The sequence below is a fragment of the Nocardiopsis chromatogenes YIM 90109 genome (assembly GCF_000341185.1).
Lineage (GTDB): Bacteria > Actinomycetota > Actinomycetes > Streptosporangiales > Streptosporangiaceae > Nocardiopsis_A > Nocardiopsis_A chromatogenes.
This window is the reverse complement of the sequence record NZ_ANBH01000118.1, coordinates 15,957-36,937: the sequence shown is the minus strand read 5'-3', so window position 1 is coordinate 36,937 and position 20,981 is coordinate 15,957. Positions and strand designations below refer to the sequence as shown.

Genomic DNA, 20,981 nt, shown 5'->3' with positions numbered 1-20,981 from the left:
GCACCGACGGCCGGAGCGCGGACAAGGCTCCGTCGGGCACGCCACACGCCCGGATCCGGCGGATCCGTCCGGCCGGGTCGCACCGGCGCTACGGCTCCGGGCCGGGCCCGGCCCGCCTCCGCCGCGCGTGTTCCCCCGCCTCGCCCCGTCGCCCGGCCCCGCCCGCCAGTTCGCACCGGGACACCGGGGCCGGAAACACCCTGGTCACATTTCCTTACGCCGGTGGTCACACAGGCTCACAATTGGTATTACCATTGGCCGACGACGCGACCCGGGTCACACCCGGACGTGCCGCGCACCCCTCTTCCGTCCGGAGGAACCTGTGGAAACAACCGCTCCCACCCTCGGCACGGCGCCGCTGCTGCTCATCGCGGCCGCCGCCATCGCCGTCCTGCTCTTCCTGGTCATCAAGGTCCGGCTGCACGCCTTCGTCTCGCTCACCCTGGTCAGCCTGCTCGTCGCACTGGCCACCCGGATCCCGCTCGCCGACATCGTGCCGACCATGCTCGACGGCTTCGGCGGCACCCTGGCCAGCGTGGCCATGCTCGTGGGCCTCGGCGTGATGATCGGCCGGATGCTGGAGGTCACCGGCGGCGCCGCCGTCCTGGCCCAGAGCCTGATCCGGCTGTTCGGCGAGAGGCGCGCCCCGCTCGCCCTGGGCGTGGCCTCGCTGCTGTTCGGCTTCCCGATCTTCTTCGACGCCGGGCTGATCGTCATGCTGCCGATCGTCTTCAGCGTCGCCCGCCGCCTCGGCGGCTCCGTGCTGCTCTACGCCCTGCCCACGGCCGGGGCGTTCGCCGTCATGCACGCCTTCGTGCCCCCGCACCCGGGCCCGGTCACCGCCACCGACCAGCTCGGCGCCCACATGGGCGTCACCCTGCTGGTGGGCACCGTGCTCGCGGTCCCGACCTGGTACATCGGCAGCTACCTGTACTCCCTGTACGCCGGGCGCCGCTTCGAGCTTCCGGTGCCCGCCGACGTCACCGCCGACACCGGCACCGCCGGGGGCGCCTCCGGGGACAGCTCCCCCGGCACCTCCGGCACCGGACACGGCCACCCGCCGCACGTGGGCACCGTGCTCGGCATCCTGCTGCTGCCGATGGTGCTGATCTTCTTCAACACCGGCGTGGACACCCTGGCCACCGCCGGTGTGGTGGACGGGGACGCCACCTGGGCCACGGCCATGGTCCTCATCGGCCAGACCCCGGTGGCGCTGCTCATCACCGCCATCGTGGCGATGTTCGTCCTGGGCCGCGGCCGCTACCCGCGCGACCGGGTGGAGCAGATCGTCAACGCCGCCCTGGGCCCGGTCTGCTCGATCATCCTGATCACCGGCGCCGGCGGCATGTTCGGCGGCGTGCTGCGCGCCAGCGGCATCGGCGAGGCGCTCGCCTCCAGCCTGGAGTCGACCGGGCTTCCGGTGATCGTGGCGGCGTTCGTGGTGGCCACCGCGCTGCGGGTGGCCCAGGGCTCGGCGACCGTCGCGCTCACCACCACCGCCGCCCTGGTCGCCCCGGCCGTGCAGGCGGCCTCGGGCCTGAGCACGATCGACCTGTCGCTGATCGTCATCGCCATCGCCTGCGGCTCCACCGTGCTCTCCCACGTCAACGACTCCGGGTTCTGGCTGGTGGGCCGGTTCCTGGGGATGGACGTGGCGACCACTCTGCGCACCTGGACCGTGATGGAGACCCTGATCGGCGTGGTGGGCTTCGCCTTCGCCCTGGTCCTCAGCCTGCTGCTGTAGGGCCGCCCGGCCCCTGGGCCCCGGGGTCCGTCCCTCCGGGGCCCAGGTCCCGCCCGCCGTCCGCGCCTCCGCCCCCCTCCAGCGCCTCGACCACCTCGTCGACGATCGCGCGCATCGCCGCCTCGGCGACCTGGGGCAGGCCCCCGTCGATCGCCGAGGCCACGTGCCGGTGCAGGCACAGCGCCTCGGGGCGGGGGGTGGGCGGCATCAGGCTGTGCTCGGTGCGCCCGGCCAGCACCTCGGCCACCACCCCGGACAGCCCGGCGAACATGTCGTTGCCGGACAGCTCCAGGATCCGCCGGTGGAAGGCGATGTCGAGCTCGAGGAAGCCCTCCAGGTCCCCGCGGCGGCCCGTGGCGGCCATCCGCCGCTCCAGGTCGACCAGGGCGGCCCGCTCCTCGGCGGAGGCGAGCCGGGCGGCGGCGGCCGCGGCCGGGGGCTCGACCGCGGCGCGCAGCCCGTTCAGCGAGCGGAGCTGCTCCAGGCGTCCGGGCCCGGCCAGCCGCCAGCGGATGAGCTGGGGGTCGAAGACGCTCCACTCCGAGCGCGGGCGCACCCGCACCCCGGTGCGGGGGCGGCTGACCACCAGGCGCATCGACTCCAGCACCCGCACCGCCTCGCGGGCCACGGTGCGCGAGACGCCGAACTCGCGGACCAGCCCGTCCAGGGTGAACACGTGGTCGGGGCCGTAGCGGCCGGCCGCGATCGCCGGGCCCAGCTCCGCGAGCACGCGGTTGTGCAGGGTGCGGTGGTCGGACTCGCGGCTCATCGGGCTCCTCGGCTCGGTGGGCCCGCCCTGTGCGGGCCGGGGGCGGGGCGTGTCGCACACGGCACCGCCCTATTGATAACACTATTGAAGCGGGGCGTTCGGGATCCCGCGACCGAACGGGCGTCCGAACGCCGCCTCACGGGGAGGGACAGTACATGCACTTCGTCTTCATGGGCGTGTCGGGGAGCGGCAAGAGCACGGTGGCGCTGCGCGCGGCCGAGCGGCTCGGCCTGCCCTTCGCCGAGGCCGACGCGTTCCATCCCGAGGCGAACATCGCGAAGATGTCGCGGGGCGTGGCCCTCGCCGACGCCGACCGGCTCCCCTGGCTGCGGTCGCTGGCCGCCTGGATCGGCGAGCGCGAGACGGAGGGCACCAGCAGCATGATGGCGTGCTCGGCGCTGAAGCGCTCCTACCGGGACGTGCTGCGCTCGGGCGCCCCCGACGTGCGGTTCGTGCACCTGGACGGCCCCGTCGCGCTGATCCGCGAGCGCCTGTCCGAGCGGGCGGGCCACTTCATGCCGACGGGCCTGCTCGACTCCCAGCAGGCCACCCTGGAGCCGCTGGAGGCGGACGAGAAGGGGACGGTGCTCGGCATCGCCCCGCCGCCCGAGGAGATCGTGGAGGCGGCGGTCGCCGCGGTCCGCGCGGCCCTGGCGGAGAACGGGGACGCCGCGGCGCACAGCGCCGGGTGAGGACCGGCTCCGGCGTTCCGGCACCCGGATGCGGGAGCCCGCCCGTTGATTCGTTCCCTCGAAAGAAATGCACCCTGCGGGGCGCCCGCCGCCCCGCCCGGAAACGGCGAAGGAGACGCCCGTCGGGCGTCTCCTTCGCCGTTCGCTGTTCCGGTCGTGCACCGTGCCGCCCGCCGGGCGCGCGGAGAACGGGGAATCCGCGGCGCGGCGCCGCACGGCTCGTGTGGAGGGACCGGCGCGCCCCGGGGCCGCATCGGCTCCGTTCCCTCCGGGGCGCCCGCCGGTCCGGGCACGCCCTAGGTGTCGGGAGGGTCCGCGGGGTCGGAATCGGGGTCGGGGGCGGCCGCGGCCGCGGTCCGCAGGGGCTCGGGGGATTCGGGCGGGGTCGAGGGCGGGGAGGGGACCGTGCGGGCCGTCACCCGGCGGTCTCCATGTGGCCCATCCGGGTGGAGATCTCCATGCCCGCCTTGGCCACCGTCTCGCCGATCGCGTCGAGCTTGTCCTCCTCCATCCGGTAGGAGGGGCCGGACGCGCTGATGGCGGCGATCACCTCGCCGGTCAGGCCGCGGATCGGAGCGGCCACGGCGTTCAGGCCGACCTCCAGCTCCTCGGTCGCGGTGGCGAAGCCGCGCTCGACGATCTCCTCGAACTCGGCGCGCAGCTCCTCGGGGTCGGTCACGGTCTGCGGGGTCAGCTCCTCCAGCCGTCCGCGCAGCACGCGGCGCTGGTCGCTCGGGCGCATGTGGGCCAGCAGCACCTTGCCGCTGGACGTGGAGTGCAGCGGGTTCTGCCGCCCGATCCAGTTCTGGCTGACCACCGCCGAGGAGCCGCGGACCTGGTCGATGTTGACCACCATGTCCCCGCTCGGTATTGCGATGTTGACCGTCTCCCCCAGGTCGGAGGCCAGGTCCTCGCAGACCCGGCGGCTCTGCTGGGTCAGGTCCAGCCCGGCCGCCATGGTGCCGGCCAGGCGGATGATCCCGAACCCCAGCTGGTATTTGCCGCGCAGCCCGGGCTGCTCCACCAGTCCGCGCCGCTCCAACGCTCCGACCAGTCGGAATGCGGTGGACTTGTGTACGCCCAGCTCTGCCGCGATCTCGGTCACTCCGGCCTCGCGGTGCTGGGCGAGAATCTCCAGCACCGTGATGGCGCGATCCACCGACTGCACGGGAGCACCGTCCTTCCCGGCCGCGGTCCTGGCCGGTTCCGCCTCACCGCCCGACCCCCGCCCGAACCGTGCCGTGTCCGTCGTCGTCTGACTCTTTCCTGCGCGGTGGTCGTTGGAAGCCATGCCCACCACGATAACGCCGTGCCCTCGAACTTCCCGGAACAGGCGCCCTGGCCAGGGCGTCATACCTGGTCAGAAGGTTCTGCACGGGCTTCACACGCCCCCTCTGCCTCCCCACGGCACCCGTCTCCCCAACGCCTCCCAAGGCTGCCCACGCCCCCCTTTCACACCACCGCCCCCTCCCGCGCGCTCCGGACGCCGGCGGCCGCGTCGGTGAGGAGACGGGCCAGGTAGTCCGCGAACGAGGCGCGCACGAGGATGCGGAAGGCGGTGGCGTCCCCGCCCGACGGGCCGGGCCCGCCGGTGCGGTGCAGGCCCACCGCCGCCTTGCCGATGACCGTCTGGGCGTAGGAGCCGGCGCCGAACTCGCGCGGGTGCAGGTCCATCGGGCAGCCGCGGGCCAGCACCTCCTCGGCGTCCGGGCCGGACAGCTCCAGCACGGTGCGCTGGGCCGACAGGTCGGCCACGGCCGCGCACAGCCGCCCGTACTCGCCGCCCAGCGCCGCGCTGAGCCCCGCGCACAGTCCGCGCCCCGTGGCCTCGGAGTCCACGACCAGGTACCGTCCGGGGCCGCTCCACAGCACGTAGGGAGCGCCGTTCCCGGTGGCGCGCCCGGGGCCGGGGAGCGGGCAGCCGAGGAACTGCTCGGCCATGCGGGAGGCCGCGTCGGCCTCCTCGGCGTCCACGCGCAGCTCGGCCTGGGCGAGGAACGACAGCTCGCTCAGGTGCGAGCCCTCCAGGAGGCCCTCGGCCGGACTGCGCCGGCGCGGGACAGCGGGTTCAGCCATCCTTGCGGCTCCCTTCCCTGTCGTAGAACACCGGGTCGGCGACCCGGACGGGTACTGCGGTGTCGAGGTGCACGGCGTGCACCACCTCGCCGTGGCGCGCGCGGCCCGAGCGCAGCAGCCCGAGCGCGAACGAGCGCCCCAGCGCGGCGCTGTCGTAGGAGGAGGTCACCCACCCCTGGGAGCGCGCGCGGGGCGCGCCGGGCCCGGGGGCCCCGCCGATGAGCTGCGCCCCTTCGGCCAGGACGGTCCCGGGGTCCTCGGGCAGGAGGCCGACGAGCTGGGGCCGGTCCCCGCGGGCGGTGTCGGGGCGGCGCAGGGAGCGCTTGCCGACGAAGTCCTTGGTGCGCGAGAGGGCCCAGTCCATGCCCAGGTCCAGGGGGGTGACGCTGCCGTCGGTCTCGTGTCCGACGACGATGAAGCCCTTCTCGGCCCGGAGCACGTGCATGGTCTCGGTGCCGTAGGGGGTGATGCCGAGGTCGGCGCCCGCGTCCATGGCCGCCTCCCACACCGCGAGCCCGTACCAGGAGGGCACGTTGACCTCGAAGGTCAGCTCGCCGGTGAAGCTCACCCGCAGCACGCGCGCGCGGACCCCGGCGACCTCGCCCTCCCTGAGGTCCATGAAGCGGAAGGCCTCCTGGGAGACGTCCATTCCGGGGGCCAGGCGCCGCATGACGTCCCGGGAGCGCGGCCCGACCAGGCTCACTACGGCCCAGGCGTCGGTGGCGTTGAAGACGTGCACGCACAGCTCCGGCCACTCGGTCTGGGACCACTCCTCCATGTGGTCCAGGACGGTCTCGGCGTTGCCGCTGGTGGTGCTCACCAGGTACGCCCCGTCGGGCAGGCGGGCGATGACGCCGTCGTCGAGGACCATGCCGTCGGCGGTGCACAGCAGCCCGTAACGGCACCGCCCCGGCTTGAGGGTCGAGAGGTTGCCGGTGTAGAGGCGGTCGAGGAAGGTGCCCGCGTCGCGCCCGGCGACGACGATCTTGCCGAGGGTGGAGGCGTCCAGGGCGGCGACCCCGGTCCGGGCGGCGGTGCACTCGCGCAGCACGGCCGCGTGCATGTCCTCCCGGCCCCGCGGGTAGTACCGTGCGCGGCGCCATTGCCCGACGTCCTCGTACACGGCGCCGTGCGCCTCGTGCCAGGGCTGCATGGGCGTCCGGCGCAGCGGGTCGATGAGGTCCCCGCGCGCGCGTCCGGCCAGGGCGGTGAAGGGGACGGGCGCGTACGGGGGGCGGGGCGTGGTCCCGCCGACCTCGTCCATGGTGCGCCCGAGCAGGTGCGCCGTGATGCCGGAGGCGACGGTGCCGCAGGTTCGCCCCTGGTCGGGGCCGGTGCCGATGGTGGTGTGGCGCTTGATGAGCTCGATGGAGTCCATTCCGGCGGCGATCGCGGCGCGGATGTCGGACAGTGCGGCGTCGCGCTGGAGGTCCACGTAGACCCGCGCCGCGTCGGTGCCGGGGCCGGTGACGCAGAACAGAGCCATGGCCGGTGCGTCGGCCTCGGAGCCGGAGGAGGCCGCCGGGGTGGCGGGGGCGGCGGGGCCGCCGACCCCCTCGCCGCCGTGCCCCTGGGCCGACGCGCCGCGCGAGCGCATGACGTCGGGCAGCCCGCCGACGGGCGCTCCCGCCAGGGGGCCCAGCGGCCCGGTGTGCACCGGGTCGGGCGGCGCGACGGGCGGGCCGAGCGCTGCCCTGGCCGCGGCCGCGCCCGCCGCCCTCCCCTCCTCCTCGGCGGCCCCGGCGTCCCGGGTGCCCGCCGCCGCGCCGACGCACACGGTGGTCGGCGGAAGGCCCTCGGGCAGGAAGGCCGCGTGCGGGGCGGACCAGCGCAGGCGGGCGCCCGCCTGGACGGCGAGCGGCGCGGCCGGGTCGTGCCCGCCGGAGACGGCGAGCAGGTCGCAGGGAACGCGGACGGGCTCGCCGCGGGCGGCGCCGTCCGGGCCGACGGGCGCCAGCAGCGCGGCCGCGACGCCGCCGTCGGCCCCGGCCTCGGCGCGGAGCACCGAGGTCGCGGTGCGCACCTCGACGCCCCGCCGCCGGAGGGCCTCGCGGGCGGCCGACCCGGTCCGGGGGCGGGCGTCGGCGACCGCCGCGATCCGGGCGCCGCCGTCGTGCAGGGCGGCGGCGGCCCACAGCGCCTCGTCGTGGCACCCGGCGACGACGGCCCGCTCCCCCGGCAGGACGCCGTGGCGGCGCACGTAGGCGGCGGCCGCCCCGGCGAGCATGACCCCGGGCAGGTCGTCGTCCTGGAAGGCGAAGGGGCGCTCGGTGGAGCCCGTGGCCAGCACGGTGCGCCGGGCGCGGATGCGCCAGAGCAGGTCGTCGCGGCCCCGCCGCTCCAGGGCGGCGTGCTCGCCGTGGTCGTAGTGGCCGGTGACGGTGGTGCGCGCGAGGGCGCGGACGTCGGGGGCCCGGGCCAGGGCCCGCCAGGTGGCGGCGGCCCAGGCGTCGCGGCCGCCGCCGCGGGCGTCGCCGCCGGGCTCGGGGGCCTCGTCGGCGATGATGACGCGCGCCCCTTCGGCGCGGGCGGCGTCGGCGGCGGCGATACCGGCGGGGCCCGCGCCGACGACGAGGACGTCGCAGTGGGCCCATCGGGCGTCGCCGCCCCGGGCGGGCGCCTGCTCGGGCAGGCGGCCGTACCCGGCGAGGCCGGACACGCGCAGGCCCTCGCGGGCCTCCACGCGGGTGGCGGGGGCCATCGGGCGCGGGTCGGGCCCCTCGGTGCGGACCTGGGCGCCGGGCTCCCCGGTGCCGATGCCCACGACGCCGCGCGGGCGCCCGGTGCGGATCCCGCGGCAGACGGTGCGCACCCCGGCCGCCAGCAGGGCGGCGGAGACGGGCTCCCCGGCGACGGCGGGGACCTCCCCGCCGTCGAAGAGGATCCAGGTGTCGGGGACCGGCCCGGCCCCGGTCCGGCGGCCGGTCATCGCCGGTCCTCCTCCGCGCCGCGGCGCCTGCGGCGGTCGCGGATGCGCTGGGCGGGGCCTCCGCTCTCGGCGGCCCTGTCCGTGCCCGGCCGCCTCTTCCCCAGGATCGCCTCGGGCGGGTTCTCCTCCAGGTCCGGGATTCCGCACCACTCGCGGCGCGCAAGGTATCCCGCGGCGGCCTCGGCCCCTGTCCCGCACCAGCTCATCGTGTGCCTCCTGTGCTGGGGACGGCCCTGCGCACGCAGTACGGCGACACGCACGGCCCCTCGTCCGGTCCGGCCGCCGGGTGCGCGCCGGTCGGGCACGAACCGGTGACCGTGTAGTCGACGGTGTCACGCTCCACGTCGCACCAGCTTCGACAGCCCGAGGCGTGGAACCAGCGCTCGGCGTAGGGCCCCGCCGGGTTGTCGCGCACGAACAGGTAGTCGGCCCAGGCCCCGTCGTCGAGCGCCTCCGGGTCGGCCGGGTAGGCGATGTGCGCCTGCCCGCCGTACCGGAACTCGCGCTCGTCGCGCGGTCCGCACCACGGGCACGGGATGAGGAGCATCGCGGTCGGCCTCCCTGCCGTCTCGGGTCGAAGAGCGGTCCGGTCAGTGGGCCACGGCGGCGGCCCCGTGCTCGTCCACGAGCGCCCCGCTGGTGAAGCGCTCCAGGCCGAAGGGTTCGGCCAGCGGGTGCGGGCGCCCGTTGGCCACGGTGTCGGCGAGGACGTGCCCCACGCCTGGCGTCGCCTTGTACCCCCCGGTGCCCCACCCGCAGTTGATGTACAGGCCCTCGAAGGGGGCCGGCCCGATGACCGGCGAGGCGTCCGGCGCCACGTCGACGGTGCCCGCCCAGGTGCGCAGTACCTCGGCGTGCGCGAACACCGGGTACAGCTCGACCGCGGCGGCGATCTGGTCCTCGACGGTGCGCGGCGATCCGCGCTGCCCGTAGCCGTTGTAGCCGTCGATGCCCGCCCCCAGCACCAGTTCGCCCTTGGGGGCCTGGCTGACGTAGACGTGCACCGCGTTCGACATGACCACGGTGTCCAGCACCGGCTCCAGCAGCGGGGTGACCAGTGCCTGCAGGGGGTGGCTCTGCAGCGGCAGGCGCAGCCCCAGCATCTCGGTGAGCACGCTGGTGCGCCCGGCCGCGCACAGGGCCACCGCCCCGGCGGCGATGTCGCCGCGGGTGGTGCGCACCCCCCGCACCTTCTCGCCGGAGCGCAGGAATCCGGTCACCTCGCACCCCTGCACCAGGTCCACCCCGAGCCGGTCGGCCTCGGCGGCGAACCCCCAGGCGACCAGGTCGTGGTCGGCGATGCCCGCGCGTGGCTGGTAGGTGGCGCCGAGCACGGGGTGGCGGGTGTGCGGGCCGGTGTCCAGGATGGGGACGAGCTTGGCGACCTCCTCGGGGCCCAGCCATTCGGCGTCGATCCCGTTGAGGCGGTTGGCGTTCACCCGGCGCACCGACTCGCGCACGTCGTGGGTGGAGTGCGCCAGGTTGAGCACGCCGCGCTGGCTGAAGTGCAGGTCGCGGCCGAGAGTGTCCTCCAGGTGCTCCCACAGCCCGAGGGCGTGCTCGTAGATCCCGGCGCTGGCGTCCCACAGGTAGTTGGAGCGGATGATGGCGGTGTTGCGGGCCATGTTGCCGCCGGCCAGCCAGCCGCGCTCCAGCACCGCCGCGTTGGTGAGGCCGTGCTCGGCGGCCAGGTAGTAGGCGGTGGCCAGGCCGTGCCCGCCGGAGCCGACGACCAGCACGTCGTAGGCGGGGCGGGGCTCGGGCGAGCGCCACAGGCGCCCGTGCGGCGGGGGCGCGGGGGGCTCGGCGGCGGGGAGCGCGGGCATCAGGCCCTCACCCTCTCCATCCCGGGGTCGTACAGGGGCTCGGCGGCGGCCTCGGCGGGGATGCGCCGCCCGAAGTAGTCGATCTCCAGGCGGGTGCCGGGTTCGGCGAGCTCGGCGGGCAGCCAGGCGTAGGCGATCCCGTGGCCCAGCGTGTACCCGTAGGCGGCGCTGGTCACGTACCCCGAGGCGGTCGGCGCGCCGGGCAGGTGCACCGGTTCGGAGCCCATCACCGTGTTCTCCGGCGGGCCGGTGTCCAGGCAGGCCAGCCGCCGGGCCGGGGACTCGGGGTCCAGGCGCTCCACGGCGGCGCGGCCGACGAAGTCGCCCTTGGTCTTGAGGCGGAGCGCGAAGCCGACCCCGGCCTCGTAGGGGTCGTGCTCGTCGGTCATGTCGGCGCCGAAGGCGCGGTAGCCCTTCTCCAGGCGCAGGGCGTCGAAGGCGCCGCGCCCGGCGGCGGCCAGGCCGTGCCCGCGCCCGGCCTCCCGCAGCGTGTCCCACAGCCGCAGCCCCAGGTCGGGGGTGGTGTACAGCTCCCAGCCGAGTTCGCCGACGTAGGAGACGCGCATCGCCGTCACCGGCACCTCGCCCACGTGCATGCGGGCGCAGTGGAAGTAGCGCAGCCCGTCGTTGGACAGGTCGTGGTCGGCCAGGGGCTGGACGAGGTCCCGTGCGCGCGGCCCCCACACCCCGATACAGGCGGTCTCGGAGGTGAGGTCGCGGACGGCGACCCCGGCGGGTGCGTGCCGGGCGAGGCGGGCCAGGTCCAGGCGGCTGTTCACGCCGAGCTGGAAGAGGTCCTCCTCGATGCGGGCGACGGTGATGTCGCCGAGCAGGTGCCCGCGCTCGTCGAGCATGAGGCAGTAGCTCACCGCCCCGGGATCGCGGTGGGCGCGGCAGGTGGTCATCCGGTCGAGGTAGTCGGCGGCGCCGGACCCGGAGACCTCCAGGCGCATCAGGGACGACATGTCGTACAGCGCGACGCGTTCGCGGGTGGCGCGCGCTTCGGCGGCGATGGCGGGCGACCAGTAGCGCGCGGCCCATGGACCGGGGCGGGGCGCGTGCTCGGCGCCTTCCAGCGCGGTGTTGTCCTCGTAGTAGTAGGGGCGCTCCCACCCGTTGGCCTCCAGGAAGAAGGCGCCGAGTTCGCGCTCGCGCTCGTAGAAGGGGGCGACGCGCAGCGGCCGGGGGCGCTCCATGGGCTGCTGCGGGTGGAGGGCGTCGTAGACCTCGATGAAGTTCCGGCAGCCCCGCTCGCGGACGTAGGAGGGGGCCAGGTGGTGCCGCTGGAACCGGTTGATGTCGCAGGCGTGCAGGTCGAAGGTGGAGGCGCCGTCGGCGATGAGCTCGGCGACGGCGCGCGCCACCCCGGCCGAGTGGGTGATCCACACCGCCTCGGCCGACCACAGCCCGGCGGTGCGGGCGAACTCCCCGATCAGCGGCATGGTGTCGGGGGTGAAGGAGAACAGGCCGTTGAACCCCTCCTCCACCTTGGTGTCGGCCAGGGCGGGCAGCAGGCCGAGGGTGTCGTTCCAGGCGGGGGCGAAGTCCTCCGGGGTGAAGGGGTGCATGGAGGGCATCGGCAGGTCCGGCGTGGTGGCGGGGGTGCCGATGGCGTCGGGGGCGACCGGCATGGGCCGGTGCCCGTAGTAGCCCACCCCGACCCGGTCGCCGCGCTCGCGGTAGTACAGGTCCCGCTCCTGGTAGCGGAGGATGGGGTGGGGCGCGGCGTCGCCGCCTCCGTTGGCGGCGAGCGCGGCGGTGGGCCCGGTCCAGCCGAACTGGTGGGCCAGCGGGGTCAGCGGCAGCGCCTCCCCGGCCATGGCCGCCACCCGCGGGCCCCACATCCCGGCGCACAGCACGACCGCGTCGGCGGGCAGGCGCCCCTGGTCGGTCAGTACGGCGGCGACCCGGCGGCCGGAGGGGGCGCCGTCGCCGCGGGTCTCGATCCCGGTGACCTCGTGGCGGGGCAGGAAGCGGGCGCCGCGCAGCACCGCCGCCTCGGCCTGGGCGCGGGCGGCGCCCAGCGCGTCGGCCAGGCCGTCGTCGGGGGTGAGCAGGCCGCCGAGCACCCGGTCGGCCTCGACCAGCGGATGGGCCTGGGCGCAGTCCTGCGGCCCGACGACGGCGGCGCGCAGGCCCCAGGAGCGGGCCCAGCCGCACCGTCGGTGCAGCTCGTCGAGGCGTTCGGGGGTGGCGGCCAGTTCCAGGCCCCCGACCGGGGAGAAGCAGGGGCGCCCGTCCACGCGCAGCCCGCGGTACTTGTCGGCGGTGTAGCGGGCGAAGTCGGTCATGGCCTTGGCGCCGTTGGTCTGGAAGACCAGGCCGGGGGCGTGCGAGGTCGACCCGCCGGTGCGGTACAGGTCGCCCTGGTCGACGACGGTGACGTCGGTGCACCCGCGTGCGGTGAGCTCGTCGGCCACGGCGCAGCCGACGATCCCGGCGCCGACGACGACGATCCTGGGAACGGTTCGCTGGGTGTGCGGGAGAGCGGGCATGGCGGCCTGCCTTCGCCATCGGTGTTCGCGTGTGCGCCCGGCTCGACGGGTTTCCGTGTGCGCAACCAAGTGCGGTCTACGCAACAGCCTTGATCGTGCGGCCGGCGGTGTCAAGGGGGCGGCGCCGGGGGTGCCGGGAGGTGCCCGGCGCCCCCGCGCCGCCCCGCCTCAGGACGTCGCCGCCAGGCTCCGCAGGTCCTGCTTGGGCAGCATCTTCTTGGGGTCGACGAAGGGCTTCTCCACCACCACGGCGGGGACCTGCCCGCCGGGCCGGTGCACCGTCAGCTCGGTGCCCAGGGCGGCCAGGTGGATGGGGACCATGGCGAAGCCGATGTTGCGCTCCAGCCGCGGCGAGTGGCAGGCCGAGGTCACCTTGCCGACCGGCGCGCCCGAGGACCCGGGCTCGTGCACCGGGAAGACGTCGATCATCGACCCGTCGTTGTAGGTGCCCAGCGGCTCGCCGCCGATCTCCACGCCGACCAGCTTGCGGGAGATGCCGTTGTCGCGGACGCGGGTGAGCGCCTCCTTGCCGACGAAGTCGGCCTCCTGGTCCAGGTCGACCATCCAGCTCACCTCGTAGCCGTAGCCGACCTCGAAGGGGTTGGTGTCCAGGCCGATGTCGCTGCCCCAGGCGAGGATGCCGCCCTCGATGCGGCGGAGGTGGCAGGGGCCGATGACCTGGATGCCGTGCGGCTCCCCGGCCTGGAGCACGGTGTCCCACAGCCGGACGCCGTCGCGGGAGGCCTCCTTGAGGTAGATCTCGAAGCCCAGCTCGGAGGTGTAACCGGTGCGCGAGACCACCACCTGCATGCCGTCCAGCTCGTACTCGCGGCAGAAGTAGTAGGGGACGTCCATGACGTCCTGGCCGAACAGGTCGACCATGACCTCGCGCGACTTGGGCCCCTGCACCTGCACCGGCCCCACGTCGGCCTCGCGGATCCGCACGTCCATCCCGGAGTTGTAGGCCAGGCCCTGCGCCCACAGCAGCACGTCGCTGTCGGCCAGGGAGAGCCAGAAGTGGTTCTCGCCCAGGCGCAGCAGCACCGGGTCGTTGATGATCCCGCCGTCGGGCGCGGTGATGAAGACGTACTTGCACTGGCCCACGGCGCACTTGGTCAGGTCGCGCGGGACGAGCATGTTGGTGAACGCGAAGGCGTCGGGGCCGGTGATCTCGATCTGGCGCTCCACGCCGACGTCCCACAGGGTCACGCCGTTGACCAGGTGCCAGTACTCGGCGACGGGGTCGCCGTAGTGGCGCGGGTGGTAGGTGTGGTTGTACACGCTGTACTTGGCGACGCCGTGCCTGCGTGAGGCGTAGAAGAACGGCGACTTCCTGATCCGCGGGTACAGCAGGATCTCCGGGTTCTCGTTCACGGCCATTCAGGGCCTCCAACCACTCCGATGCGCAACGAGGATCACCATGCGCAACTCACAGTCGCCTGTGAGCGATGCCACTGTCAAGCACCGCAGCGCCAGGTAAGTTCCGTCTACCGCAACGGCAATCCATTGACGCAACGAATCGCCGGATCTTACGCTGTAACCAACCGATCACGTTGCCTCATATGAGAATAGTTGCACATAGAGCAACAGCCACGCCAGTGGCGTCGCCCGCGGTCGGAACCCCCCGCACGGAGCCCATGGGCCCCGTGCGGCGCACGGAACGAGGCGGACCATGGCCCCACTTCTCGCCACCATCGAGCACGCCGTGAAGAAGCCGGTGTGGGACTGCCGGATGTGCGGCCAGTGCGTGCTGCACTCCACCGGATTCACCTGTCCGATGACCTGCCCCAAGACGCTGCGCAACGGCCCCTGCGGGGGCGTGCGCGAGGACGGGTCGTGCGAGGTCGACCCGTCGATGACCTGCGTCTGGCTCAAGGCCTACGGGCGGGCGCGCCGCCTGCCCGGCCACCTGGGCGACGGCGTCGACGAGCTGCGCCCGCCCGTCGACAACCGGCTCCAGGGCACCTCGTCCTGGGCCAACCTGGCCACCGGCCGCGACCGCGCGCTCCCCGAGGGGTGGCGCGCGGCGGCCGGGGCCGACGAGGCCCACGAGGCCGCCCCGACCGGACCCACCGCAGTGGAGGTGCCCCGTTGAGCCTGGTCGAGCTGCTGACCGCGCCGGATCCGTACCGGCCGGTCGTCACCGCCGAGTTCCCGGCGGTCGACGGGGGCGGCCTGGAGGCCGTCGCCGCGCACGCCGCCCGCCTGGCGCCCTACGTGGACGCCGTCAACGTCACCGACAACCCGGCCGCGCACGCCCACGCCTCCAACGTGGCCGTCGCGATCGCGGTGCGCCGACTGGGCCTGGAGCCCGTGCTCCAGGTCGCCTGCCGGGACAAGAACCGGCTGGCCGTCCAGGCCGACATCGCCGGGGCCGCCCTGCACGGCATCACCGCCGTGTGCTGCATGACCGGCGACGACACCACGGCCGGGGACGAGCCCGAGGCCCGCAGGGTGTTCGACCTGGACGGGCCGCAGCTGGTGCGCACGGCGGCGGTCATGGCGGGCGGCAGCTACCTGTCCGGACGGGCCCTGACCCCCGCTCCCCAGCTGTTCATCGGGGCGGTGGAGAACCCCGGGGCGCCGCCGTTCCACGAGCGCGCCGTGCGCGCGCTGAAGAAGGTCGAGGCCGGGGCGCGGTTCCTGCAGCTGCAGATCTGCTACCGGCCCGAGCGGCTCAGCGCCTTCTGCGAGCGGGCCGAGGCCGAGGGGGTCACCCCGGCGGCGGCCCTGCTCCCCACGGTCGCGCTGGTGAAGGGGGCACGCGCGCTGCGGTTCATGGACACCAGGGTTCCGGGGATCAGCATCCCCCAGGACGTGATCGAACGCGTGGAGAAGGCCCCCGACGAGCGGGAGGCCTCCTACGAGGTGTCGCTCGAACTGGCCCGCACCGCCCTCGCCCAGCCCGGGGTGCGGGGCATCCACATCACCGACTTCCGGCACGACGAGGCGCTCGGACGGCTGTGCTCGGACTTGGGCTTGCCGACGATGCGCAGCGCCGCGGGTGAGGACGCCGTCGCGGTCTGAACCCGGATGTGGTCGGATTCCTTCCGCCGCCCCGCGCGGGGCGGCGGAAGGAGGTGCCCATGCGGATCAGGAAGGGCGGACCCGACGACATCCCGTCGGTGCTCGCCATGCTCGACGGCGCCGTCGAATGGCTCGCCGCCCGCGGGCGGGAGGGCCAGTGGGGGGCGCGGCCCTGGTCGGAGTCGCCCGAGCGGGTGCGCCGGATCGAGGACAAGGCCGAGGCGCTGTGGATGGCCGAGGCCGGCGGGGAGCCCGCCGGGGCGATGGCCCTGTCCCCGGTGCCCGAGCCCTACGTCGCCCCCGCGCCCGAGCCCGAGCTGTACGTGGGCCTGCTGCGGGTGGACTGCTGGGCCGGGGGCGACGGCGCCCTCATCGCCTACTACGAGCGGCAGGGCTTCACCCCCGCCGAACGGGTCCCGGTCGGCGCGACCTCGGTCCAGGTCTTCGAGATGCGGGTCTGACGGCCCCGGTATTCCGGCCGGGCCCGGTGATCTTGAGCTCCGCGCCCCGGGGTTCCGGCACACCGAGCCCCGCCGCGATGATCGGGGCATGTCGCGATCGATGACCCCCGAGGAGCGCAGGGCGTTCCTGTCCGAAGGCACCCGCACGGCGAAGGTGTCCGTCACGTTGAAGAGCGGGGAACCGCACGTGAGCCCGGTGTGGTTCCTCCTCGACGGTGACGACCTGCTGTTCACCACCCCCGCCGACTCGGTCAAGGCGCGCGTCCTGCGCCGCGACCCGCGGGCGGCGGTCTGCGTCGACCTCCAGGAGCAGCCCTTCGCCTTCGTCGCGGTGCGCGGCACCGCCGAGCTGGACGAGGAACCGGAGGCGGTGCGGAGCTGGACCGAACGGATCGAGGCCCGGTACGCGGCGAGGACGGAGCGGTCCGGGGCGGGCACCGGCGACGGGCCCGCCCCGGACGACGCCTACCACCGCCCGCCCGGCGTGCTGGTGCGGGTCCGCCCGCACCGGACGACCGCGGTCGGCTACGACGACGAGTGACCCGGCGCGGCGCGGTCCGCGGCCTCCCGGGCCTCACCGCGCCGCAGCCACCACCACGCCAGCGGAACCAGCACCACGAGCACGCCCGTCGCGGGCAGCCCCTCGAACAGCCCGGCGAAGCCGACCCCGCCCGTGTACAGGCTCGGCTCGGGCAGGTACACGACGATCGCGCCGGCGGCCTGGTCCAGCGGGAACCAGGCGGACGTGCCCTCCCCGCCGGGCGGCACCGCCACGGTGAACAGGGCCGAGGGCAGGATCAGCGCGGCGGCGTGGAAGCCGGTCGCCGCCCACAGGTTCCCGGTGCGCAGGGTGACCAGCGCGGCCAGGACCGCCCACAGGAAGATGTTGAGCATCAGCACCCAGTGCGCCCGGTGGGGGTCGCCGCCCGCCAGGTAGAAGCCGATGAAGGTGAAGTGGAACAGGGAGAAGAAGACCGACGAGAGCAGCACGCCCGCGGTCCTCCCCCAGCGCAGGGCGACGGCCTGGAGCATCCACCCGCGGAAGAGCTGCTCCTCGACGCCGATCATGACGATGCGGACCAGCAGCATGGCGAGGGCCACGAGCCCGACGAGCACCGGCCCGTCCGGCCCGAACGACCACACCTCCTCCAGGCGCGCCGTACCCGCCGCCAGGGCGGTCCCGATCCACCCAGCGATGTAGGCGACGGCCAGGGCGGTTCCCCCGAGCAGGCCGGTGAGCGCCTTCCAGCCGAACCCGAGCCCGGTCGAGGCGAAGAAGGACCGCCGCTCGTAGTAGCGCAGCCACAGCCACAGCGCCGCGTAGGGGCCGACGAGCGTGAGGACCTGGAGGACGATGCCCAGGGCGACCGTCGCGCCCTGCCCCGCGTCCTCGGCCGCGCGCATGACGGCGGGGACCCCGAGGAGGAGTGCGGGCCCGATCCCCGCCAGGTAGAGGAGTTGGGTCAACGGGATCGTGGCGAGCGGGTGCGTGGCGCGCGCCCCGGAGGCGCCTGCGCGGACGAACGCCTCGCCCGTCGTCCGCGGTGGTGTGCCGTCGGGCGTCGGGCGCATGGATTCGGTGATGGAGGACATGGCCGGGACGCTAGGCCCGGCGGCCGCCCCGGCACATCGGGCGCGGGACCGATGACGGTCCCCTCCTCCACCCGCCCTCCGGGCATGACCATGGTCATGGTGCAGGAGGTGACCCGGGCATGACCCCCGCGGAACCGCCCACGGGAGGGGCCCGCTGCTAGCTTCGAGCCATGAGCACGGCCACGGACACTGCGCACCCGGCGAAGCGGTGGGGCGGACGGGACATCGCGCGCTGGGTGTCGCTGTCCGGTTCGCACGCTCCCCTGCTGCTGCACGTCGCGTTCTGGGGCGCCTACGCCGGGACCGTCGCGGCGGCGGCGGTCCTCTACTCCATGCCGCTCCCCCCGCAGCGCCCCGCGAACGAGGCGCTGGCCCTGGCCTTCACCGCGGCCCTCCTGCCGACGGCTCTGCTCTGGCCCTTCCTGAGCTGGACCCCGGGGGCACCGGGGCGGCGCCCCAAGGTGCTGTCCCTGCTCTTCTTCGCCTGCACCGCGGTCCTCATGGCCGGATCGGGCGGACTCCTGGTGCAGATCATGGTGTTCGCGGCCATCGGCAACGTCGTCACCGTCCTGGGCCCCCGGGCGGCCCTCGCCTGCACGGCGCTGCTGAGCGCCGGGGCCCTCGGGGTGTTCGCCCTGCCTCCGTCCCGCATCGCCACCGGCCTGTTCGAGGGCTCCCTCATCTTCTTCTTCGGGCTGCTGAGCATCATGGCCTTCACCGCCCTCATCGCCGCGCAGCAGCGCACGCGGGAGACCCGGCAGGTGCTCGCCGAGCTCGAAGAGGCGCACTCCGAACTCCGCCGCTACGCCGACAGGGTCAGGGAGCTCACCATCGCCGAGGAGCGTGCGCGGATGGCGCGCGAGATGCACGACTCCGTGGGGCACTACCTGACGGTGCTCAACATCGGCCTGTCCAACGCCGAACGCTTCCGCACCGCCAAGCCCGAGGCGGCCTGGCAGGAGGTGGGCGACGCCAAGCGGCTGGCGCAGGAGGCCCTGGCCGACACGCGCCGCTGGGTGCGTGCGCTGCGCCCGCTGCAACTGGAGGGACGGGCGGGCCCCGAGGCGGTGGGGGCGCTGGCCGAAGCCTTCTCCGGGGGCGGCGGGGAGGTCGGCTCCGAGGGCGCGCGGGTGCGCTTCACCTGCGACGGCGACTGGCCCGAGCTGGGCGAGGAGGCCGAGCTGGTCTGCTACCGCGTGGTGCAGGAAGGGCTGACCAACGCGGTGCGGCACTCCGGGGCGCACACCATCGACGTGGCGCTGGAGTGCGGCCCGGAGGGGGTCGCGGCGTCGGTGGTCGACGACGGGCGCGGGGCCGCGGGCGGAACACCGGCGGGGGCGGGCGGCTTCGGGATCGACGGGCTGCGCGAGCGGGTCGAGGCCGTCGGCGGGACCCTGGAGGCCGGTGCGCGCGACGAGGGCGGGTTCGCCCTGCGGGCGGTGCTGCCCGCCCGGCGGCGGGCGGCGGAACCGGTGGGAGCCGGGGCGGAGGCCCCGGCGTGACCGGGGCCCGCGGCGGCCGCCCGGTCCGCGTCCTGCTCGTCGACGACCAGGTGCTCATGCGCCGGGGTCTGGCCAAGCTGCTGGAGATCGAGGACGCCGTGGACGTCGTCGGCGGCGCGGCGGACGGTGTGGAGGCCCTGGAGGTGCTGGCGGGCGCGGCCGGCACCGGCGCCTACCCGGACGTCGCGCTGGTGGACGCCCGCATGCCGCGCATGGACGGGGTGGAGCTGATCGCCCGGATGGCGCGCGAGCACCCGGCGGTGGCGCCGGTGGTGCTGACCACCTTCGACGACGACGCGTTCATCTTCGGCGGGCTGCGCGCCGGGGCCAAGGGCTACCTGCTCAAGGACACGCCCCCGGACGAGCTGGTGTCGGCGGTGCTGCGGGCCGCGCGCGGGGAGACCGTGCTGGGCGGAGCGGCCGCCGACCGCCTGGTGGCCGGGCTGCGGGCCGCCCCGCCGGAGGCCGGGGCCGCCGCGGCCCCCGGCGGCGGGACGGCCGAGGAGGGCCGCGCGGCGCGGGAGGGCCTGTCCGAGCGCGAGGCCGAGGTGGCCCGCCTGGTCGGCGGCGGCGCGACCAATCGGCAGATCGCCCGGCGCCTGTTCATCACCGAGGGGACGGTGAAGAACCACGTGTCGAGCATCCTGCGCAAACTCGGCCTGCGGGACCGGACACAGCTGGCGGTGTGGGTGGGCCGGTCGGGCCTGGAGTCCTGACCGGCCGGGGGTGCGGGTCCGCCCGCGGCGCCGCCGGAGGTGGTCCGCGGCGCGGTGCGGATGCGGGAGGCGGTCGAACGGCACACGGTGCGGGTACACACCGCCGACCTGGACGAGTCGGCGGTGCCCGCCCACGAGCGGGAGCGGCCGGTACCGCCACCGGGACACGGCCCTGAACCGGTTGGGGAGGCTCGGCGCGCTGACCGGCAACAGCCGACGGTGCCGGAGGAGGCGGCGGTGGTGCTGTCGGCCCTGCACTGCGACGCGCGGCCGCGGGCGTGAGCGCGGTGCGTTCGGCGGCGGGGCCTCTGATTGTCGGTGGGGAATTCTGTATCGGCTGCGGGTACGGCGAGGGGCGTCCGTGGAGTGTGTGCGGGCCGGGTGCGCCGCCGGGGGCCACGGGCCGGGGTGTGCCGGAGGGTCCGCGCGCTCTACGCCGTGGTCCGGCACGACCGGCTGGTCGGTGCCCCTGTCGAGGCCCCTGCCCGGCGGCCGCTGGTGGCCCGCGGCCAATGGCCGGGGCACACGATGCCCATCAACGATCTCAGGTCGGCGGGACCGCCACCGGCTCCAGGACCACGACGGCGGTCGCCCCGGGGCGGCGGGACGCGTGGCCGTCGAGGCCCTTGTCGACCGCGCGCCAGCGGTCCCAGAGGCGCTCCCTCTCCTCGCCGGTGGCCGCGCGCGCCCGGACGCGGTGGCGCAGGACGCGGCCGCGACCGCCGGACAGCTCGACCGCGGCCCCGGGGTGGGCCTGCAGGTTCAGCCACCATGCGGGCTCGGGGGCGCCCCAGCCGTTCATCGCGAGCGTCACCAGGTCGGAGCCGTCGACGAGGTAGGCGAGCATGACGCTCCGCCGCCGCCCGGTGCGGCGCCCGACCGCGGTGAGGCGCAGGACGCCGTAGGAGTCGGGGCCGGGGGACCACAGGCCGGTCCGGCCGCGGGTGAGCCGGTACAGGGCGCGGTGGCCCCTCCAGAAGAGGTGGATGAACCACCGCGGCGGGAGCCATGGCGGTCGCTCGCGTCGGTCGGACACGGTGCCTCCTCATCGCGGGTGGACCGACCCTACGGCCGGTGCGGCGCGAGGGGTAGTGCCGCCGGTCCCGAACCGCGCCCCCTGAGGGTCCCGATACCGAGGGCGCCGCCGGCCG

General features: G+C 75.1%; 20 protein-coding genes. 9 read left to right on the top strand and 11 right to left on the bottom strand.

Features of this window, described 5'->3' with window-relative positions:
- Positions 1 to 322: 322 nt before the first annotated feature.
- Positions 323 to 1,744, top strand: coding sequence for a GntP family permease (locus tag D476_RS0112235; protein ID WP_017624236.1), 1,422 nt, complete (start codon positions 323 to 325; stop codon positions 1,742 to 1,744).
- Here the strand turns inward: D476_RS0112235 and D476_RS0112230 are convergent.
- Positions 1,728 to 2,513, bottom strand: a complete 786-nt coding sequence (locus D476_RS0112230) for a FadR/GntR family transcriptional regulator (RefSeq protein ID WP_017624235.1) — start codon at positions 2,511 to 2,513, stop codon at positions 1,728 to 1,730. The two genes, D476_RS0112235 and D476_RS0112230, sit on opposite strands and share 17 nt — an antisense overlap.
- Positions 2,514 to 2,668: 155 nt before the next feature.
- Between D476_RS0112230 and D476_RS0112225 the strand changes: the two genes are divergently transcribed.
- A complete protein-coding gene (locus D476_RS0112225; RefSeq protein WP_017624234.1) occupies positions 2,669 to 3,205 on the top strand; it encodes a gluconokinase in 537 nt (178 codons plus the stop codon).
- 415 nt (positions 3,206 to 3,620) lie between these two features.
- On the opposite strand, the gene D476_RS0112215 is transcribed toward D476_RS0112225, so the two are convergent.
- The 8 genes from D476_RS0112215 to D476_RS0112180 form a co-directional block, all read right to left on the bottom strand.
- On the bottom strand, positions 3,621 to 4,373 hold the full coding sequence (locus tag D476_RS0112215) for an IclR family transcriptional regulator (protein ID WP_017624232.1): 753 nt from the start codon (positions 4,371 to 4,373) through the stop codon (positions 3,621 to 3,623).
- Positions 4,374 to 4,657: 284 nt separating this feature from the next.
- On the bottom strand, positions 4,658 to 5,281 hold the full coding sequence (locus D476_RS0112210) for a sarcosine oxidase subunit gamma (protein ID WP_017624231.1): 624 nt from the start codon (positions 5,279 to 5,281) through the stop codon (positions 4,658 to 4,660).
- Positions 5,274 to 8,210, bottom strand: coding sequence for a glycine cleavage T C-terminal barrel domain-containing protein (locus tag D476_RS0112205; RefSeq protein ID WP_017624230.1), 2,937 nt, complete (start codon positions 8,208 to 8,210; stop codon positions 5,274 to 5,276). The genes D476_RS0112210 and D476_RS0112205 overlap by 8 nt, the downstream gene beginning before the upstream one ends.
- Positions 8,207 to 8,416, bottom strand: coding sequence for a hypothetical protein (locus D476_RS0112200; RefSeq protein WP_017624229.1), 210 nt, complete (start codon positions 8,414 to 8,416; stop codon positions 8,207 to 8,209). The genes D476_RS0112205 and D476_RS0112200 overlap by 4 nt, the downstream gene beginning before the upstream one ends.
- Positions 8,413 to 8,757 (bottom strand): sarcosine oxidase subunit delta, encoded by a 345-nt coding sequence (locus tag D476_RS0112195; RefSeq protein ID WP_017624228.1) that lies wholly within the window; start codon positions 8,755 to 8,757, stop codon positions 8,413 to 8,415. Before D476_RS0112195 ends, D476_RS0112200 begins: the two co-directional genes overlap by 4 nt.
- 43 nt (positions 8,758 to 8,800) lie before the next feature.
- Positions 8,801 to 10,036, bottom strand: coding sequence for a sarcosine oxidase subunit beta family protein (locus tag D476_RS0112190; protein WP_017624227.1), 1,236 nt, complete (start codon positions 10,034 to 10,036; stop codon positions 8,801 to 8,803).
- Entirely contained in the window at positions 10,036 to 12,531 is a 2,496-nt protein-coding gene (locus tag D476_RS0112185; RefSeq protein WP_017624226.1) for a GcvT family protein, read from the bottom strand. The genes D476_RS0112190 and D476_RS0112185 overlap by 1 nt, the downstream gene beginning before the upstream one ends.
- Positions 12,532 to 12,699: 168 nt before the next feature.
- Positions 12,700 to 13,911, bottom strand: coding sequence for a glycine cleavage T C-terminal barrel domain-containing protein (locus D476_RS0112180; RefSeq protein WP_017624225.1), 1,212 nt, complete (start codon positions 13,909 to 13,911; stop codon positions 12,700 to 12,702).
- A gap of 292 nt (positions 13,912 to 14,203) precedes the next feature.
- On the opposite strand from D476_RS0112180, the gene D476_RS0112175 reads away from it, so the two are divergent.
- From D476_RS0112175 to D476_RS33065, 4 genes are all read left to right on the top strand, one after another.
- Positions 14,204 to 14,626, top strand: a complete 423-nt coding sequence (locus tag D476_RS0112175; protein ID WP_017624224.1) for a methylenetetrahydrofolate reductase C-terminal domain-containing protein — start codon at positions 14,204 to 14,206, stop codon at positions 14,624 to 14,626.
- Positions 14,623 to 15,558, top strand: a complete 936-nt coding sequence (locus tag D476_RS0112170) for a methylenetetrahydrofolate reductase (RefSeq protein WP_017624223.1) — start codon at positions 14,623 to 14,625, stop codon at positions 15,556 to 15,558. The genes D476_RS0112175 and D476_RS0112170 overlap by 4 nt, the downstream gene beginning before the upstream one ends.
- A 59-nt stretch (positions 15,559 to 15,617) precedes the next feature.
- Positions 15,618 to 16,019 (top strand): hypothetical protein, encoded by a 402-nt coding sequence (locus D476_RS0112165; protein WP_017624222.1) that lies wholly within the window; start codon positions 15,618 to 15,620, stop codon positions 16,017 to 16,019.
- Between the two features lie 88 nt (positions 16,020 to 16,107).
- Positions 16,108 to 16,560 (top strand): PPOX class F420-dependent oxidoreductase, encoded by a 453-nt coding sequence (locus tag D476_RS33065; RefSeq protein WP_204366986.1) that lies wholly within the window; start codon positions 16,108 to 16,110, stop codon positions 16,558 to 16,560.
- Here the strand turns inward: D476_RS33065 and D476_RS0112155 are convergent.
- A complete protein-coding gene (locus D476_RS0112155; RefSeq protein ID WP_017624220.1) occupies positions 16,545 to 17,612 on the bottom strand; it encodes a type II CAAX endopeptidase family protein in 1,068 nt (355 codons plus the stop codon). The two genes, D476_RS33065 and D476_RS0112155, sit on opposite strands and share 16 nt — an antisense overlap.
- A 170-nt stretch (positions 17,613 to 17,782) precedes the next feature.
- Between D476_RS0112155 and D476_RS0112150 the strand changes: the two genes are divergently transcribed.
- From D476_RS0112150 to D476_RS0112140, 3 genes are read left to right on the top strand one after another with little or no spacing between them, the layout of a single operon-like run.
- On the top strand, positions 17,783 to 19,114 hold the full coding sequence (locus D476_RS0112150; protein ID WP_017624219.1) for a sensor histidine kinase: 1,332 nt from the start codon (positions 17,783 to 17,785) through the stop codon (positions 19,112 to 19,114).
- Between the two features lie 56 nt (positions 19,115 to 19,170).
- Positions 19,171 to 19,830 carry a response regulator gene (locus D476_RS0112145; protein ID WP_051061729.1) on the top strand — a complete coding sequence of 220 codons (660 nt, stop codon included), beginning with the start codon at positions 19,171 to 19,173 and terminating at the stop codon, positions 19,828 to 19,830.
- 54 nt (positions 19,831 to 19,884) lie between these two features.
- Positions 19,885 to 20,112 (top strand): hypothetical protein, encoded by a 228-nt coding sequence (locus tag D476_RS0112140; protein ID WP_152529328.1) that lies wholly within the window; start codon positions 19,885 to 19,887, stop codon positions 20,110 to 20,112.
- 262 nt (positions 20,113 to 20,374) lie between these two features.
- On the opposite strand, the gene D476_RS0112135 is transcribed toward D476_RS0112140, so the two are convergent.
- Positions 20,375 to 20,866 carry a nitroreductase/quinone reductase family protein gene (locus D476_RS0112135; protein WP_017624216.1) on the bottom strand — a complete coding sequence of 164 codons (492 nt, stop codon included), beginning with the start codon at positions 20,864 to 20,866 and terminating at the stop codon, positions 20,375 to 20,377.
- Positions 20,867 to 20,981 lie beyond the last annotated feature (115 nt).

Bases quoted from the DNA above. Each gene is read 5' to 3' on its own strand.
- D476_RS0112230 (WP_017624235.1), bottom strand. From the start codon at position 2,513: ATGAGCCGCGAGTCCGACCACCGCACCCTGCACAACCGCGTGCTCGCG.
- D476_RS0112225 (WP_017624234.1), top strand. From the start codon at position 2,669: ATGCACTTCGTCTTCATGGGCGTGTCGGGGAGCGGCAAGAGCACGGTG.
- D476_RS0112210 (WP_017624231.1), bottom strand. From the start codon at position 5,281: ATGGCTGAACCCGCTGTCCCGCGCCGGCGCAGTCCGGCCGAGGGCCTC.
- D476_RS0112205 (WP_017624230.1), bottom strand. From the start codon at position 8,210: ATGACCGGCCGCCGGACCGGGGCCGGGCCGGTCCCCGACACCTGGATC.
- D476_RS0112200 (WP_017624229.1), bottom strand. From the start codon at position 8,416: ATGAGCTGGTGCGGGACAGGGGCCGAGGCCGCCGCGGGATACCTTGCG.
- D476_RS0112195 (WP_017624228.1), bottom strand. From the start codon at position 8,757: ATGCTCCTCATCCCGTGCCCGTGGTGCGGACCGCGCGACGAGCGCGAG.
- D476_RS0112190 (WP_017624227.1), bottom strand. From the start codon at position 10,036: ATGCCCGCGCTCCCCGCCGCCGAGCCCCCCGCGCCCCCGCCGCACGGG.
- D476_RS0112185 (WP_017624226.1), bottom strand. From the start codon at position 12,531: ATGCCCGCTCTCCCGCACACCCAGCGAACCGTTCCCAGGATCGTCGTC.
- D476_RS0112180 (WP_017624225.1), bottom strand. From the start codon at position 13,911: ATGGCCGTGAACGAGAACCCGGAGATCCTGCTGTACCCGCGGATCAGG.
- D476_RS0112175 (WP_017624224.1), top strand. From the start codon at position 14,204: ATGGCCCCACTTCTCGCCACCATCGAGCACGCCGTGAAGAAGCCGGTG.
- D476_RS0112165 (WP_017624222.1), top strand. From the start codon at position 15,618: ATGCGGATCAGGAAGGGCGGACCCGACGACATCCCGTCGGTGCTCGCC.
- D476_RS33065 (WP_204366986.1), top strand. From the start codon at position 16,108: ATGTCGCGATCGATGACCCCCGAGGAGCGCAGGGCGTTCCTGTCCGAA.
- D476_RS0112155 (WP_017624220.1), bottom strand. From the start codon at position 17,612: ATGTCCTCCATCACCGAATCCATGCGCCCGACGCCCGACGGCACACCA.
- D476_RS0112150 (WP_017624219.1), top strand. From the start codon at position 17,783: ATGAGCACGGCCACGGACACTGCGCACCCGGCGAAGCGGTGGGGCGGA.
- D476_RS0112145 (WP_051061729.1), top strand. From the start codon at position 19,171: ATGCGCCGGGGTCTGGCCAAGCTGCTGGAGATCGAGGACGCCGTGGAC.